The sequence below is a fragment of the Candidatus Nitrosopumilus sp. bin_6a genome (assembly GCF_054095695.1).
Genome location: NZ_JBSWSR010000005.1, coordinates 162,138 through 176,855, shown reverse-complemented (window position 1 = coordinate 176,855; position 14,718 = coordinate 162,138). Strand labels below are relative to the sequence as shown.

Annotated in this window: 21 protein-coding genes; 13 read left to right on the top strand and 8 right to left on the bottom strand. The window is 32.8% G+C overall.

What is annotated here, in order from left to right; all coding sequences use genetic code 11:
• Nucleotides 1-109: 109 nt before the first annotated feature.
• The 6 genes from ACW9XA_RS06795 (at nt 110) to ACW9XA_RS06770 (ending at nt 4,351) form a co-directional block, all read left to right on the top strand.
• Nucleotides 110-1,333 carry a hypothetical protein gene (locus ACW9XA_RS06795; RefSeq protein WP_457763606.1) on the top strand — a complete coding sequence of 408 codons (1,224 nt, stop codon included), beginning with the start codon at nt 110-112 and terminating at the stop codon, nt 1,331-1,333.
• Entirely contained in the window at nt 1,320-2,102 is a 783-nt protein-coding gene (locus ACW9XA_RS06790) for a DUF432 domain-containing protein (RefSeq protein ID WP_457763605.1), read from the top strand. The genes ACW9XA_RS06795 and ACW9XA_RS06790 overlap by 14 nt, the downstream gene beginning before the upstream one ends.
• A complete protein-coding gene (locus ACW9XA_RS06785; RefSeq protein ID WP_457763604.1) occupies nt 2,103-2,915 on the top strand; it encodes a mechanosensitive ion channel family protein in 813 nt (270 codons plus the stop codon). It begins immediately after the preceding gene.
• A complete protein-coding gene (locus ACW9XA_RS06780; protein ID WP_457763603.1) occupies nt 2,915-3,088 on the top strand; it encodes a hypothetical protein in 174 nt (57 codons plus the stop codon). The genes ACW9XA_RS06785 and ACW9XA_RS06780 overlap by 1 nt, the downstream gene beginning before the upstream one ends.
• A 286-nt stretch (nt 3,089-3,374) precedes the next feature.
• Nucleotides 3,375-3,665, top strand: a complete 291-nt coding sequence (locus ACW9XA_RS06775; protein WP_300324212.1) for a hypothetical protein — start codon at nt 3,375-3,377, stop codon at nt 3,663-3,665.
• Complete coding sequence (locus ACW9XA_RS06770; protein ID WP_457763602.1) at nt 3,662-4,351, top strand: hypothetical protein; 690 nt, start codon at nt 3,662-3,664, stop codon at nt 4,349-4,351. The genes ACW9XA_RS06775 and ACW9XA_RS06770 overlap by 4 nt, the downstream gene beginning before the upstream one ends.
• 10 nt (nt 4,352-4,361) lie before the next feature.
• Here the strand turns inward: ACW9XA_RS06770 and ACW9XA_RS06765 are convergent, their stop codons facing one another.
• Nucleotides 4,362-4,823 (bottom strand): hypothetical protein, encoded by a 462-nt coding sequence (locus ACW9XA_RS06765; protein ID WP_457763601.1) that lies wholly within the window; start codon nt 4,821-4,823, stop codon nt 4,362-4,364.
• 72 nt (nt 4,824-4,895) lie between these two features.
• On the opposite strand from ACW9XA_RS06765, the gene ACW9XA_RS06760 reads away from it, so the two are divergent.
• Entirely contained in the window at nt 4,896-5,237 is a 342-nt protein-coding gene (locus ACW9XA_RS06760; protein WP_457763600.1) for a hypothetical protein, read from the top strand.
• A 320-nt stretch (nt 5,238-5,557) separates the two neighbouring features.
• Nucleotides 5,558-5,878, top strand: a complete 321-nt coding sequence (locus ACW9XA_RS06755) for a hypothetical protein (protein WP_300324199.1) — start codon at nt 5,558-5,560, stop codon at nt 5,876-5,878.
• Here the strand turns inward: ACW9XA_RS06755 and ACW9XA_RS06750 are convergent.
• Nucleotides 5,875-7,902, bottom strand: coding sequence for a thioredoxin domain-containing protein (locus tag ACW9XA_RS06750; protein ID WP_457763599.1), 2,028 nt, complete (start codon nt 7,900-7,902; stop codon nt 5,875-5,877). The genes ACW9XA_RS06755 and ACW9XA_RS06750 overlap by 4 nt on opposite strands.
• Before the next feature lie 39 nt (nt 7,903-7,941).
• Nucleotides 7,942-8,175: a hypothetical protein gene (locus ACW9XA_RS06745; protein ID WP_300324193.1), complete on the bottom strand. Its 234-nt coding sequence runs from the start codon at nt 8,173-8,175 to the stop codon at nt 7,942-7,944.
• A gap of 73 nt (nt 8,176-8,248) precedes the next feature.
• On the opposite strand from ACW9XA_RS06745, the gene ACW9XA_RS06740 reads away from it, so the two are divergent.
• From ACW9XA_RS06740 to ACW9XA_RS06730, 3 genes are read left to right on the top strand one after another with little or no spacing between them, the layout of a single operon-like run.
• Complete coding sequence (locus ACW9XA_RS06740; RefSeq protein WP_457763598.1) at nt 8,249-9,283, top strand: alcohol dehydrogenase catalytic domain-containing protein; 1,035 nt, start codon at nt 8,249-8,251, stop codon at nt 9,281-9,283.
• A gap of 36 nt (nt 9,284-9,319) precedes the next feature.
• Entirely contained in the window at nt 9,320-9,472 is a 153-nt protein-coding gene (locus ACW9XA_RS06735; RefSeq protein WP_457763597.1) for a hypothetical protein, read from the top strand.
• A gap of 32 nt (nt 9,473-9,504) precedes the next feature.
• Nucleotides 9,505-9,735, top strand: a complete 231-nt coding sequence (locus ACW9XA_RS06730) for a hypothetical protein (RefSeq protein ID WP_300324183.1) — start codon at nt 9,505-9,507, stop codon at nt 9,733-9,735.
• Here ACW9XA_RS06730 and ACW9XA_RS06725 read toward each other — a convergent pair.
• The gene (locus tag ACW9XA_RS06725; protein WP_457763596.1) at nt 9,728-10,255 is read right to left on the bottom strand and encodes a hypothetical protein; all 528 of its coding nucleotides are present in this window, start codon (nt 10,253-10,255) and stop codon (nt 9,728-9,730) included. The two genes, ACW9XA_RS06730 and ACW9XA_RS06725, sit on opposite strands and share 8 nt — an antisense overlap.
• 89 nt (nt 10,256-10,344) lie before the next feature.
• On the opposite strand from ACW9XA_RS06725, the gene ACW9XA_RS06720 reads away from it, so the two are divergent.
• Nucleotides 10,345-10,593 carry a hypothetical protein gene (locus ACW9XA_RS06720; protein ID WP_300324177.1) on the top strand — a complete coding sequence of 83 codons (249 nt, stop codon included), beginning with the start codon at nt 10,345-10,347 and terminating at the stop codon, nt 10,591-10,593.
• Nucleotide 10,594: 1 nt separating this feature from the next.
• On the opposite strand, the gene ACW9XA_RS06715 is transcribed toward ACW9XA_RS06720, so the two are convergent.
• Nucleotides 10,595-11,281, bottom strand: a complete 687-nt coding sequence (locus tag ACW9XA_RS06715; RefSeq protein ID WP_457763595.1) for a hypothetical protein — start codon at nt 11,279-11,281, stop codon at nt 10,595-10,597.
• Between the two features lie 103 nt (nt 11,282-11,384).
• On the opposite strand from ACW9XA_RS06715, the gene ACW9XA_RS06710 reads away from it, so the two are divergent.
• Entirely contained in the window at nt 11,385-11,588 is a 204-nt protein-coding gene (locus ACW9XA_RS06710) for a hypothetical protein (RefSeq protein ID WP_457763594.1), read from the top strand.
• Here ACW9XA_RS06710 and ACW9XA_RS06705 read toward each other — a convergent pair.
• From ACW9XA_RS06705 to ACW9XA_RS06695, 3 genes are all read right to left on the bottom strand, one after another.
• Complete coding sequence (locus ACW9XA_RS06705; RefSeq protein WP_457763593.1) at nt 11,585-11,815, bottom strand: Lrp/AsnC ligand binding domain-containing protein; 231 nt, start codon at nt 11,813-11,815, stop codon at nt 11,585-11,587. The genes ACW9XA_RS06710 and ACW9XA_RS06705 overlap by 4 nt on opposite strands.
• Before the next feature lie 63 nt (nt 11,816-11,878).
• Nucleotides 11,879-13,075: a tRNA pseudouridine(13) synthase TruD gene (truD, locus tag ACW9XA_RS06700; protein ID WP_457763592.1), complete on the bottom strand. Its 1,197-nt coding sequence runs from the start codon at nt 13,073-13,075 to the stop codon at nt 11,879-11,881.
• Entirely contained in the window at nt 13,072-14,670 is a 1,599-nt protein-coding gene (locus tag ACW9XA_RS06695) for a Vgb family protein (protein ID WP_457763591.1), read from the bottom strand. Before ACW9XA_RS06695 ends, truD begins: the two co-directional genes overlap by 4 nt.
• Nucleotides 14,671-14,718 lie beyond the last annotated feature (48 nt).

Here is a 14,718-nt window from a genome sequence, read left to right as displayed (position 1 = left end):
TGAGCACAATTGTCATTATTCTTCCAAGTATGCCTGTTCTAGAATCCATTAATGTCATAGCTGGCAATATTGTCATGGTATATAACAAATGTAATTAAGATATTTGTAAATGAATCACAAAATTACTTTTACTTTAATTCCATTGTTTGTAATCATAGTTTTTTCATTAACAATTCAGGATAGTTTTGGAGAATCAAGGCATGAATGTAGGGTTTCAGCAACTAGTGATAAATCCATGACTCCCGTTGAAAGACATTATGCTCTACAAACTTGTTCAACATCAGAAGGTGGAATTTCATCTTTTGAAAAATATTACTCTGAAGAATTGCATAATGAATGTACAAGAATACTCAAAGAAAATACCCGCCTTAACCATATTGCAAGGTTAAATGATCTTGAAGAATGCAATAAATTACAAAAGATTGACGCTTCATCAAAATTACAAAAAATTACTAAATTTTCAAAAGTGACAATCGCATATTGTGATGAAAAATATGAAATTTTCCTATTAGTGGGTGCCAAAAAAATGTGGAATCAGGCTGGAGGAACAACACAACAATGTCTAAAATTATATTCAGCACCCATGTGGAATTCTACAACAAATGACAGGTACGCTCAACTGCACAATTTTCTCATAGATGAAGTTAGAAAAAATATTGAAGAGAGTGAAGAATTAAGACAACAAGGTGTGGAAGAAGCAATAGCATCTAATTCTGTTTTCTTCCTTCTCAAATCCTCCTTTGATGAACAAAAAGAAAAAATCGAACATATGGAAAATCAACTACAAGAAAAAAATATCATTCTCAATTATTCTCAGATGGATCTTTTTAATGAAAAATACGAAGATTGTTTGAAAATCATTTATGATGACGCACTTTCATCATATGAAAAAATTAACGCATTGGATGAATGCTCTAGAATCCAAACAGCAAAATCCATCACATTTGATGAGAAAGAAATTACAGAATATAGTAAACGTATAGTGCAATTTTGTGAAAGTTCTCGTGAAAAATTTCATGAATTAAGTAGAAGTGATTATTATGCTTCAATGAATAGTCCTCTTACAAGTAAATGTGTTATGCTATACACACATCCCATAGACAGATACAATCAAGAGGATAGAACTCAAATGCTGGAAAAATTTGTGTATGATAAAATTATCAAAGACAATCATAGGTATATTGAGGGAAAGCGTTCTGTTATAGATGCTAATCTAAATGCAGCAATGTTGCCTATTTTATCTGATTTATACGCATATCAATTACAAAAAATTGAGATGCTAGAAGACTTTCTAAAAACGGAAAAAATCGAGAATACCAATGATGAAAACTGATCAACTAAATGGCACATTTGCAGGATTTGGACAGTATGACGTTGCTGAAAAATTAGAACTACAGTTACCACAAACTCAAATCAAAATAGAACGTAAATCTGACAGCCGATTTTCATATTACAGAAAAAACTCGGAAAATCACGAAATTAGAAAATCAATCCCACAAACAAAAGATAACATCAGGATTGAGTTATGTCCTATTTTACCAATTCATCTTCCTTCTAAAAAGACGCATGATCTGATATTCCTACGTTTAGAAGAATCAATTTTTGTAGAAAAAAAATCAACAGCTAATATACTGATACAGTTTCCAATGGAGATTGGAGTTTATGTGCTAAATTCTACTGATGAATCAAAAGAGCTTTTTGATTGTTTTACATGTGAGCCAATTCACTCTAGATTTGCATTATATGGAACTCCTGAAAACGGAAAACTCTGCATGTATTCCAAAGTAAAACTTTTGGAAAAAGATGATTCAGATCCTTATGTTTTTGCAAAAATGAAAGTAAATATCACTAATGAACTGGACAATGGAGTATTTATCGGAAAATTGGTATTTCCAGTTACAAGTCATAATTTCTATTATGGAGATAAATCATCTGAAGTTCATGTTGATGATATTACATGTACTGTAAAACATGATGAAAACACTGATGTCATTAAAATTAATCATAAAGCATATTCAAAAACAAAGAAGATGTTAAAACTAGTATCCTATTCTAAAAACAGCGATAAAAAACAATACACCATGGACAAGGGATTTGATTAGATGGTTCTTGAAATTTTAGATACACAAATAATGGAAGGAATGACGGTTTGGGGTTTACTAGTAACTGTGATTATTGTTTTTGCAGGAGTAATCATTGCAAGAATAGTTCGAATGATTTTCAACAAAAAATTTTCACCAAACATGCCTGTTCACACGGTAAAGACTATGAACAAATTACTATACTATGGTATAATCATCGTCTTTTTGTTTGCAGCAACTGCAAGTCAGGGAATAGATATTGGAGGGCTTGTAGTAGGTGCAGGATTTCTGGGAATCGTAATTGGATTTGCAGCTCAATCTGTCGTATCTAATATGATCTCAGGAATTTTCTTGTTAATTGAAAAACCTGTAAAGCAAGGAGATACAGTAGAAGTAGTAGATGCCAATGTAATTGGGAAACTAATTGACATTAGTACATTCTCGTCTAAAATCCAGCAGTTTGATGGAACTGTAGTGAGAATCCCCAATGAAAAGATGTTCACATCTAATCTTCGCTCATTCATTTTATCTGAAGTACGAAGAAGTGAGGTTACGGTAGGCATTGGATATGGTGAGAATATTGACAATGCATTATCTGTTATAAAAAATGCAATAAAACAAAATGTCAAATATTCCTTAATGGAGCCTGAACCAGACTTTCTGATTTCTGAACTTGGAGATAGCAGTGTCAACATATTGGTTCGTGTTTGGCATCCACGTGATGATCTTTTAGAAGTGATGCCAAATTTACTCAAAGTAATCAAAAATGCACTAGATGATGCTGGAATTGAAATCCCATTTCCACAAAGAGTTGTTTGGGACGGAAAAGAATAATGTCAAAAATTATTTTGTATGGGAGTATAATCACTGTGGCTTTGTTTCTGATTGGTGTAGCGTTACTATCATTTACAGATGTATTTTCAGATTATTGGTTAACAGGTATAGGATTGATGGGTTTGGCTATTGTGATAATCGTAATTACACTGGTTCTAAAATTTAAAGATTAAATTTTATAATTACTGCTTATTGTTAAATGAAAATTTGTGTTTAATACAGAAGTTCAAACCCAAAAAGGCCCAGATACTAAATTGGTGACAATTTGTGATTCAGAATTTAGTCCGTCAAAGGGCCTTAATGTTTTAGTTTGATTCCCTCCATCAAAAATCAAGAAACTTGGTTCACAGACCAATCATCATTTTACAAACATTGGTCAATTGGAATTTGTTACAAAAAATTCATTCAAAATCTACAGGCGCATAATTGTTATATGAGTAAATTCAGGATTGTTTCAAATTGCAGAAAATTGATTACGAAGCACCAGTATGGGTGTTAAATTACAATAATCCAAAGCCACTTTTAGATCATGCCATACACATGCTTGAAAGACATGGCGTTAAACGTGAAGATATGGAAATTACAGAGACGCCAACTGCCAAAGTCGGTTCAATAGTTGTAGAAATTTGGCCATATGAGTTGGTAGTAGGAAGAGTGAGAACTACAAGAAACGATTCTTTTATCAGCGGTACAGAATTAACAATTGAATTAAAGTTAGACGAGAATGGGAATTACATAGATTATCTTTGAAAAAAAACAAAATACAAAACATCACAATTGCCATAATAGGAATTATAATCATTTTATCAATAATTGCATACAACTATTCAGCAGAACAGACCAAGCAGAAAGGATTTCAATTTGGTAACGAGTTAGCACAAATTCAACAAGATGTTGCAGAATTGCAAACAAAATTTTATTCTGAAAAAATCAAATGGGATGAAGGAGATATCACTAAAGAAGAATTGTTGGAATACTATGACAAACATATAACAGAATTTGAAAAAATCATTTCCAAATATGATCAGTTGTCACCACCAAAATTATTTGAAAGTTCTGTAGAATTGTTCAAGATTTCATCTGAGACTCAATTAAAAAGCGATATTGAATATATCAAATGGATTTCAACTGGTGATGAATCAGCGAAAGTAAGATCAGACACACAAATTCAAGAAGCTTATGAATATGAAAATTTAGGATTGGTTGAATTTCAGCTAGCTAAATCAGGAATAGTAGAATTTAATGAAGATGACAAATTTTCTCCACCAGATAATGTTCTCAAACAAAAAGTAATTCAGATTTCAGAAAATATGAAAAACAAATGTGACATCGAATTTAAAAATGAAGAAAATGAATTTGACTCAGACAGCATAGAAGTCGAGTGGTTTAACTGCATAAATGAAGCTGAAAAATGGAAAAAAGACCACCTTCCTTAAACAAACAGGATCACAGCAAACTAGATTTTTGCAACAATTCCAAAGTTTCGAAAAGTTCCTCAAGTAAGGATACTTTTTCAAGAGGAGTGGGTTTTGAAAAAACTATTGGAAATGTAATTGTTAACATGTCCTGATCAGTATGAGATATTCGAATCGAATGAGATTGGCGATTAGTTTCAGATAAGAAATTCTTCCATTTTTGTAAATGAGCATTCACCCGTAGTACTTGCTCTTCTACATTTTCCAAAGAGGTATCCAAATCAGTATCAAATAATCGAAATTTTACACATGGAATCATCAAGAGCCCACCTGAGATCTTTTCATGGTTTTTTATCATAGACAAAATAATTTCTTCAGAGTTATCTTTTGAGAAAACATCTCCATAATCAGGATCAAAATATCCTGCAATGAGTTTTTTTGAATCATATATTCGAAAAAAACCTTCATCTGATTCTAATTTCCACAACACCATGAAACCGATTTATGAATAAATAAACGATTAATCAAAGACAATTAAATAAACTAGGAAATTAAGAAAAAACAGATGACAATTTCAAAGGAAAATAGAGATTTCATAGACAGTCTAGTAGACTATTACATTAATGAATCAGAATCTTACAAGCAAATAGCAGAAAACTTTGTTCCTGAAATAGAATCAGTTCCAGATACAGCATTTGGAATAATCACAGGATGTGTATATTCTGGATTTTTACAAGCATATCAAAATCAACAACAGACACCAGGGCTAGACGACATGAGAGAATTTAATCAGATAATAAAAGAGCGTGCAGCATTAATCAAAAAAGCCATCCTTGATCCTCCAAAACCAGAGACACATAAAAAAGAAGAGGAGCCTGAAAATCAGACAGACAGTGATTTTAATTAAAAAGAGTGCCCAAATGGACACTCCTTATGACTCCTGTTGGACGCAGTACTATCGCAGGTGTATGAATACAGTTAGTATGCGATAATAGACATAGCAAATTTTCTATTAAAACACTTACGTAGAAATCATCAGTGAATAAATTTTAAAAATGAAGAAAATCAGCATGATTTAATTCCAACTATTTTTAGTAAAAATTATGAAAGTTGATGGAAGCAAAATAATATTCGGGTTAGGAGTATCTGCAGCAGTAGTCACAGCAGTAGTTGCATTGTATTTTTCAATTCGTTAAAGATAAATCATCAGAAAATAGATCATTTCACATGCCAGATACAAATGAATTTAAAATTACACAAATAGTAGATAACGGTCAGATGGTTCAATTAACTTTGATTGAAAATATTTCAACTGAGCCAATATCTCAAAAACAGATGATAATTGAAAATGTTTCAAAAAAACTAGATTCAGAAACTAAAGAGCAAGTAATGCCATTATTAGAAGCAATTTTACAAGCACAACCAACAGTAAATATAAAATCATACCAGCAAACTCAGATCACAATTGCAATGCCAAAGTCAAGATATGACAACATGGGAAGACCACAAGTCGGAAATATCATCGAAGTAGATTTAAAAAAGAACTAAAGATTGGATTGAATTTCATCAAGAGTGTAAAGTGGTAAAGAACAAGCAAAATCCTTACAAACAAAAACAGTTGTTTTATCTTCAAAAGATTTTCCTGCAAAGAAAGGATATTTTGAAAGGTTCTCTAATTGTGAAGCATTATGAATAGTTATTAAAATAGAATTTGGCAAATAATCCAAAAGAAGGGATTCGCATATTTTGGAATTTTCAGTGTTTACGAGTGTAATTTCAACAGGTTTTTCAACGTATATCAGAATTGTATTTAGCAAATACCCAAAACCAAAGGGATTTTCTGCAGCCATTTGTGCCTGAGATTCCATAACTTTCGTGGCAATTTTCAGAAAAGCAGGGTCTTGTGACAGGTGATACAATCTAAGCATGACAAAAGCAGATACAGAATTTCCAGAAGGTAAAGACAAATCATAGTTACTCTTTGGACGAATAATCAATTTTTCATGATCATCAGAAGTCATAAAGAAACTATTATTTTCAGAATCCCAGAAATGATTAACTAAATGATGACCTAATTTCAAAGACAATTGCAGATATTTTTCATCAGGTTCAATTTCAAACACATCAAGTAATGCATTGATAAAATAAGAATAATCTTCTAAATATCCATCAATTTTTGCAGTTTTGTTTTTGTATGTTCGTAATAATCTATCATCAGAAAGTAAATTGTTTTCAATAAAAGAAATACAGTTTTTTGCAGCATTTAGATATCTCATATCACCTGTAACACGATAACCTTTTGCAAACGCAGTAATCATTAAAGAATTCCAAGAAACTAAAATTTTGTCATCCAGTCCGGGAGGAATTCTAGAAGAACGAGTTTTTAATAATTTTTCAGAACACAGATTAATTATTTTTTTAACCTCAGTTTCAGAAAGTCCAAAATTAAAAGCGACTGTAGAGATGTTCAGATTATTACACAAGATGTTATTTCCCTCCCAATTTCCACCATCAGTTACATCATAGTATAGGCAAAACAAATCAGCATCATCCCCAAGAATTTCTTTAATCTCACTTTTCTTCCATACATAGTATTTTCCTTCAACACCTTCAGAATCAGCATCATATGCAGAATAAAACCCACCCTCAGGAGAAGTCATTTCACGTAAAACGAAATCCAGAGTTTTTTGTAAAACTTCAAGGTAAAAAGGATCTTTTGTAATTTGAAATGCCTCAACATAGTTTACTGAAATCAAAGCATTGTCATAAAGCATTTTTTCAAAATGTGGAACTAGCCATTTTGCATCAGTAGAATATCTAGAAAAACCACCTCCAATTTGATCAAATATTCCCCCATTTGCCATTTTTTTGAGGGTTTTGAGCGCAAATTCGGTGAATTTGGTTAATCCAGTAAGTTTTGCATATCTAAAAAGAAAAGAAACATTTGCAGCATTTGGAAATTTTGGAGCAGAACCAAATCCACCATAGGTTGCATCTCCCAATTGGAATAGATTCATTGCAGCCTCATCAAGAATAACCCTTTCTAATTTTGATGGAATTTGAATCGTTTCGGCTTTATCTAATGCGCCAAGAAATTTTTCGGCAGATTTTTCAATATCTTTAGGTTTTTCTTTCCAAGCTTGGGAGAGTTGTCTGCAAATACTCCCAAACCCTGGACGTCCATAAGAATCCAGAACGGGGAAATAAGTTCCAACATAGAATGGTTTTTGATCAGGAGTAAGAAAAACACTCAAAGGCCAACCTCCTTGACCTGTTGCAATCTGACAAACTTTTTGATATATGTCATCAATGTCAGGTCGTTCTTCTCGATCAACTTTGATATTAATGAAATTTGCATTCATAAATTCAGCAACGTCTTGATTTTCAAACGACTCATGAGCCATGACATGGCACCAATGACATGAACTATATCCAACACTAAGAAAGATTGGCTTGTTTTCATCTTTTGCCTTTTTTAATGATTCCTCATTCCAACCATACCAATCAACAGGATTGTTTACATGTTGAAGGAGATATGGACTTGTTTCAGACGCAAGATGATTTTTTACCACAAATGATCATATTCGTTATGATATTTGTACCTAATTGGATTATCCCCAAATTCCCTTGCCTTCAGTTAACTCATAAATTCTAACATTGATTTTTCCAAGTAATTTTACTTTAGATTTGTGAGCTTTTTTATCATGACTGTAATCTTTTTTTTCAACTAATTCTTGTAATCTTTTTAATTGTTCTAAAGACAGTTTTTTGAATTCATGTTTTGAACTTGTTACTATTTGCAACAGTTTTACCCTTTCACGATCTTCATCCGTAATTTCAGCCATAATGGAATTGTGTGATAGTCCTTTATTTTTCTAATGAGCGAATCTTAAAATTCAGCAAATAATTTTTTAAATCATGGAAAAAATGCGCGCAATGGTACTTGAAAAATGCGCAAAAATTGAGACCAATCCATTGAAACTAACCCAAATTGACAGACATGAAATTAAAAGACCCAATGAAATTCTAATCAAAATCGAAGCCTGTGGAGTTTGTCATTCACAATTACATGGAATAGAAGGTGATTGGCAAGATATCGGGATTCCGCCAGCACTACCAACAGTTCCTGGACACGAAGTTGTGGGCAAAGTAGTTGAAATAGGAGACAATGTCACAAAATTCAAAGTCGGAGACAGGGCAGGAATCACTCCATTGTTAGAAGCTTGTCAAGAATGCCAATACTGTAAAGAAGAAAAAGAGTATCTCTGTGAATCATCAATAATCCTAGGAGAATCAACCAAAGGTGGATATACAGAATATGTCACAGTGACTGAAGATTTTGCGACAAAAGTTCCAGACAATATGAAAGCAGAATATGCAGCCCCATTATTTTGTGCAGGAATTACATCATACAAAGCAGTAAAGGCTGCAGAACCTAAACCAAATAAAAAAATAGGAATTTTCGGAATTGGAGGGGTAGGTCATATGGCAGTACAATTTGCCAAAGTAGAAAATTGCAAAGTTATTGCTTTTTCTAGATCTCAGAAACATCTAGACGTTGCAAAAAGACTAGGGGCAACAGATGCAATAGTTTTTTCTGAAGATCAACAAGAGTTTCTAGACAAGTTAAAAGAAAAACACGGTCTCTTAGATGCGGCGATTGTCTTTGCACCAGCTGATATTGTAACTGATACTGCAATTAAATCAGTAAAAAAAGGAGGACTGATTGTAATTGCAACAGTAGGGAAAAATCCTACGTTTATGGCATTTGAAGAAAAAACAATTCGTGGAACATTGATAGGCTCGACAAAAGACATGGAGCAGGTCATAAAAATTTGTGATGAAAAAAAGTTAGAGGTAATCTCCCAGGTATTTCCACTAGAACAAGCAAATGAAGCACTCAAAAAACTAAAAGATTCAGAAATAGAAGCTAGGGCAGTCCTAATCCCATAATATTGGGCTTAAATATCAGTGAAACAGGTTTTTGATATGAATTGTAATCGATGCCATCATACAAATGAAGTACATGATAATAATGAAAAAAGCAATTCGTTAATGAAAGCAGGGAAATGTCAGATTCCATCATGCACATGCCAGCAATATTTAGATCCTATCCAAGAAATTGACGAGGATCTTTTATAACAATTCATATATTAAAATTATTTTAGATTACCATGGACAAACATAAACCATCAGATGAAATGATTAAAGATTTAGATAATTTGTTATCAAAGCTTAACGCCATGGAAATTGTGGCATCAAATGAATTTGAAAAAAACTCAATTAAAATTCAAAGAGCTTTGATTGAAGGTCAAATACATTCAATAAATGAATTCCAGCATTTAAAAAAAGCATTAGATTTATTGACTCTGCAATTATTTGATGTTCAAAATAAAGTCAAGTAATACGAGTGTCACTTAATCCACAACCAGTACATCTAAACAGCGTGGATTTTTCAAGAATTTGTTCAGGCAACATTTTAGCCCCACAACAAAGACACAGGGTTTTCTCTGTGTCTTGATTTACATTTTCAGATTTTCTTACAACATAATCAGGTTTTTTTTCAGGAAGAATAGCAATGTTGCAAGCAGGCTTGTAGTTAGAAATTATTTTATTCATTATATTTTCTCGATATCGAGTACTCGAATCAAACAAAGGCAATATTGCCAGATGTAGTGATTTTTCGGATCCTGAATTATCAATCCAGCATTTGTAACTTTGATGTTGAACAAAAAAGGACTTGTCATCAGTCTTTTCACAGTCACCAACAAAAAGAACATTGAATTTTTCTTTCTCTCGTGAGAGAATTAAATAGACCAATTTCTCCATTGGAGGCCCCCATTCCTCAAGAGGGATAGGTCCAAGAAACTCATATTGGAGGATTTGTATGCTCAATGCAGTTAATTTCGAGTACTTTCTTTTCATCTTTTCTAAAAAAATCCACTAGTGCCAGAAATTGATCGCAGATATTCAGCTTGAAAAGATTAAATTCAAGAGCTATTGATTTTCCATAAATGAAAGAGCCTCACAATTATGCAAAAGTTGGATATTCGATGATAGTAGTAGCTGCAAGTTTAGCAGCAATTGGCATAATTGCACTCTTTACTGCAGATGATGTGTTATTATCAGATAACATATCAAGAGAACATACTGCTCATTTTAATGAGTGTAAAAAGAATGATTTCAAGACAGACGGTTGTGAAAAATATTGGGATAGAATCAACAACCAAGCATCAGGAATTTATGTAGATCTTGAAAAATAGATTAAAATCCATTAGAAAAATCTTCTAGCATATTTTGATTTTTAGTAAGACGATTCATTGCAAAGAATGCTCCGCCAACAATTCCTGCCTGATAAAAGGTATACAAAAAGACTCCAGATGAAGTGGGGTCTGATTTTGTGAAACTCAAAACAAGCATTGTGAAAAATACAAAAGTTCCGACAAAGGTTATCATTCGATTTAGAAATCCGGAGTTCATTCCAACAATTCGTTTAGTTGCACCGGCCATCAAACCAATGCTTGTAATAATCAAAAATGTTGCACCGCCATTTGCAGTGACGAAATTATTTAACCAAGGTAACAAGCCGTCATCAAGTATTGTAATATCAGGCATTATACTTCCACCATTAATTGCAAAATTAACAGAGCTGAACATACCCCCAATTACAAAAAAGAACAAGAAAATTTTTACAATAGAGCGCTTAATCGGACTACGTATTTCAGAGGGTTTTACAGCCCTTTCAGTTATCCTAACACCATAAAGAAATCCTACAGCCATTGCAGGAAAAAACATGATATTGATTAGAATTGGAGACTCTTTGTTAATAGATTCAATTTGAGGGTGAAATATCAAAAATAAGATTATTGCAAGAGAGGCAGAAGAACCAAATAGGATTAACCCAATATTGTTGTGACTGGAAGGTTCTTTATAATCACTCCAATTATACATTTTACTTCATCATAAGAAAATAATTAAAAACCAAATCCGAAAATCATTTGCTCAAATTATCAATTCTGTTTACCCTTTTTTACTAGAAAAAATGAAAAGTTTCATGAAAGGTGGAAAAACACTAGCAATTATAGGAATCATAATAGCGATTTTTGGCATAATTTTTCACCTCCAAGGGCATTCAGTCATAGGACCAGAATCATCATTCATGTATTCAAATCCAAACTGGGTCACATATGGAATCCAAATGGCAATTCTTGGAATTATTATTTTGAGTATAGGGACAATAATTTTCAAAAAAAACTAGTTTGTGACACGTAGAGTCACAGTACTTCTAATGTTTTTGAGTTTTCTTATCTTAGATGTAATTATTTCATTAATTTGAGAAGAAGAGTCTACTACAAACTCAGCCACAACATCATAATTACCAAAAGTAATTAAACAATTTTTGATTTCAGGAATTTCTTTGAGTTGAGAATAGAGAGATTGTTCTTCTCCGACCTCACAACTGATCAACATGTATGCCTTTTCCAACTAAATCATATTTTCTTTAGACCAACATAAATACATCTAAAGAATATCATTGTAAAGTATATCTTAAAAACCAGCAATAATAGGGTCGGCAGGTTTCATAATCTCTCTTAACAAGATTGTTGCAAAGGATCCTCTAGACAACGAAAATTCGACAAGATTTTCATGCGAAGAGTAATCAGTACAATGAATAGCAGATTGTCTAAAGCCACCCTCACTGCTAACTTCTTGCATTTCCTTTATGAAGAAATCTTTGGGTGAAATTTCTTCTTGTTCCAGTATTTTAGAAATTTGAAAATCAAATCTTGTTTTTTTGTAATATGAATAGCCAACAAAGGGCAATGCCAAATTCTGATCCAGTCCTTTGACATATTTTCCAATAATTCCATTGTGATCAAAACAAACATCACCAGATTGAGCCTCAAAAAGATTTTCACCATCCAAAAATGCAGCACTAAGGGATTGATTAAAAATAAAAGATTGGTAAGCCTGAATGTAAAAGCGCCTTAAAGAAACAGGAATGGATCTGATTGCACGTATAGAGTCACCATGATCAATCATTTCTTTTAGAACTATTCTCTCAATGTCCATCTGAATCGGAACTTGATCAAAATAGCGTTCATAATTTGCCTTATCAGATAGTTTTTCCCGAATTTCATTATTTTCTGCAGAATCATAAGAAGAAGTAAATGACAGAATCAAGTCAATTGCTTTCTCAAAATCCATTTGCAATATTGCCTTGCCAATAAGATGAGTCACAGGTCTTTTTGAGCCAAAACGCTGGTATCCATAAAAATTAAGAACTTTGTCATATTCAGTAAATGACTCTAAACCGTTTTGACAATCAGAAATTTTCAATTTAAAATGATTTCCAATCATATCTTTTTTTGATAGAGGTTTTTTTACATATCCGAGTTTTTCAAGAGAGTATTTGTCACTAGAAAAACCATCTATTGTCTTTCCTTTAGTCGAAGAGCACACAAATTGTTCTGTTATTGCGGATGCATCTTTTAGTCCAAGAGATTTGAGACGAATCCCTTTTTGTCTAAAAATTCCAGATAAGGCATGATTTGTATCAATTTTTTTCTTTTTTAATTTGTAGACAGCATAACCATTTTGATCATTGATAGAATTTTTTATTTTTTCAGAAAGTAATTCAGATACTTGAAAATCTTCAGGTGCAACTCTAATTTTTCCTCCAATACCAGAAAATTTTGTACTATATACAGAAATGCCTATTTGTGAATCGATATCAGGTGTCACTCTATTGTCACTGTAACATATTTGCTAATTGCAATATCAGGTAATTGTGCACCAAGTAGAACTTTGTATGTTCCAGGTATGGCATCATCAGACACTGCAAATATGACAGAGATTGGGCGAGATACGCCAGAATCTAGTTGGAATGAATTAGGCGTATCATCCAAAACAACATCCAAAAAGTCATGTGTAGAAGAGGAAATTAATGAAATACCAGATAGATTTTCTTCTGACTTGGAAGATATAGTAAAATCAAGTTCTTGTGAATTTCCAGAAGAAATTATGAATGAATTAGATTGCAACTGAATTTCAAGAGGGAGAGGAACAGTAGTATCAACTACACCGATATTGTTTTCAACCCACTCAGTGAACCAAATTTTTTCACCATCAATGGTGAAATCAAAAATTTGTGCTACACCGCAATCATCAATCACACCATTTCCAGGATCACAGTCTGCCCAATACGGATTCTTTGAAGGCACATGGTATTCTACAAGAGTTTGAGATTTAGGATCCATTACAGAAATATTATTGGCAGTTTGTTCATTGAAAACTATTCTTCCTTGATCATCAGATTCAATCCAATAGGGTCTAGAAATAGGAGTTTTAACAATTCCAGTCTGATTACCAAACGTACTTTGCAGTGGAACTGCTGTAGAATATTGTGTAAATTCTTCTGATACAGGATTAAAGCTAAAGAAGGAAGAAGAAGTGGTATCTGCCATCCAAAGAGTTCCATCATCACCAAAGGCTGCACCGTTAGGAGTGAGCAATGCTACAGGCAATTGATAGATTTCAATAAAGTCAAGAAGTGGAAGGAATTTCTCATCTGAATTTGCAACAGATTCAAGATATCCATTTTGATTAAATTTTACCAAAACCCCCCCTTGTTGATATAACCAATTTGTAAACCAAACATTGTCATCGGCGTCAATTGCAAAATCAGCAGTTACAGAGTCATCCACAGGAGAAGGGATACTCAGATAGTTAACATTGTCATCAGACTGATTTGGATCTAAGAAAGTAAGTTTGTTTCCAGTAAAATCATTTATTATTATTTGAGAACCATCAATTTGTAATTTTTGTGGCAATGAATTTCCTTCTGAAGGATATGATAATCTATCATAAGTTTCATCAAGTGTTGAAAATTTCCATACAGAATCAAAAGATTCATCAGTGTACCATATAGAACCATCTGGAGCATAATCAATTCCCCACATCATTGAACGACCACCTGGAGGCCATAAGGAATTATCATATTCAGTAAATGTTTCTGAAATAGGATCAAACTTAGCTATGTTTCCAGTATTGGTTTCAACAAACCAAACATTACCATCATAATCAGTGACAATGGCTAAGGGGTTAGTACATAGTGTAGGAATAGAAAACTCTCTAACATAATCAGTCGATTTTGCATTACTTGAACCACAAAACTGAGCTCGTTGTTCATCTGGAAAATTATCTGCAGGAGTACCAGTGATTGTGAAATCAGGATTTGTTCCAGGATCTATTCCAGGAAACGCAATAACAACACCAGAAGTAACCATAATGCCACCTAGGAAAACAAATGCAAAAATTCCCTTTGTCTGTTTTTTCACAAATTTTCTCACATAGTGTTGTTAATATCTTATTCCAAGAAAAATCAA

Bases quoted from the DNA above. Each gene is read 5' to 3' on its own strand.
- ACW9XA_RS06725 (WP_457763596.1), bottom strand. From the start codon at position 10,255: ATGAAAAGAAAGTACTCGAAATTAACTGCATTGAGCATACAAATCCTC.
- ACW9XA_RS06730 (WP_300324183.1), top strand. From the start codon at position 9,505: ATGGACAAACATAAACCATCAGATGAAATGATTAAAGATTTAGATAAT.
- ACW9XA_RS06710 (WP_457763594.1), top strand. From the start codon at position 11,385: ATGAAAGGTGGAAAAACACTAGCAATTATAGGAATCATAATAGCGATT.
- ACW9XA_RS06755 (WP_300324199.1), top strand. From the start codon at position 5,558: ATGCCAGATACAAATGAATTTAAAATTACACAAATAGTAGATAACGGT.
- ACW9XA_RS06790 (WP_457763605.1), top strand. From the start codon at position 1,320: ATGATGAAAACTGATCAACTAAATGGCACATTTGCAGGATTTGGACAG.
- ACW9XA_RS06765 (WP_457763601.1), bottom strand. From the start codon at position 4,823: ATGGTGTTGTGGAAATTAGAATCAGATGAAGGTTTTTTTCGAATATAT.
- ACW9XA_RS06735 (WP_457763597.1), top strand. From the start codon at position 9,320: ATGAATTGTAATCGATGCCATCATACAAATGAAGTACATGATAATAAT.
- ACW9XA_RS06740 (WP_457763598.1), top strand. From the start codon at position 8,249: ATGGAAAAAATGCGCGCAATGGTACTTGAAAAATGCGCAAAAATTGAG.
- ACW9XA_RS06795 (WP_457763606.1), top strand. From the start codon at position 110: ATGAATCACAAAATTACTTTTACTTTAATTCCATTGTTTGTAATCATA.
- ACW9XA_RS06760 (WP_457763600.1), top strand. From the start codon at position 4,896: ATGACAATTTCAAAGGAAAATAGAGATTTCATAGACAGTCTAGTAGAC.
- ACW9XA_RS06785 (WP_457763604.1), top strand. From the start codon at position 2,103: ATGGTTCTTGAAATTTTAGATACACAAATAATGGAAGGAATGACGGTT.
- ACW9XA_RS06780 (WP_457763603.1), top strand. From the start codon at position 2,915: ATGTCAAAAATTATTTTGTATGGGAGTATAATCACTGTGGCTTTGTTT.
- ACW9XA_RS06715 (WP_457763595.1), bottom strand. From the start codon at position 11,281: ATGTATAATTGGAGTGATTATAAAGAACCTTCCAGTCACAACAATATT.
- ACW9XA_RS06745 (WP_300324193.1), bottom strand. From the start codon at position 8,175: ATGGCTGAAATTACGGATGAAGATCGTGAAAGGGTAAAACTGTTGCAA.
- ACW9XA_RS06720 (WP_300324177.1), top strand. From the start codon at position 10,345: ATGAAAGAGCCTCACAATTATGCAAAAGTTGGATATTCGATGATAGTA.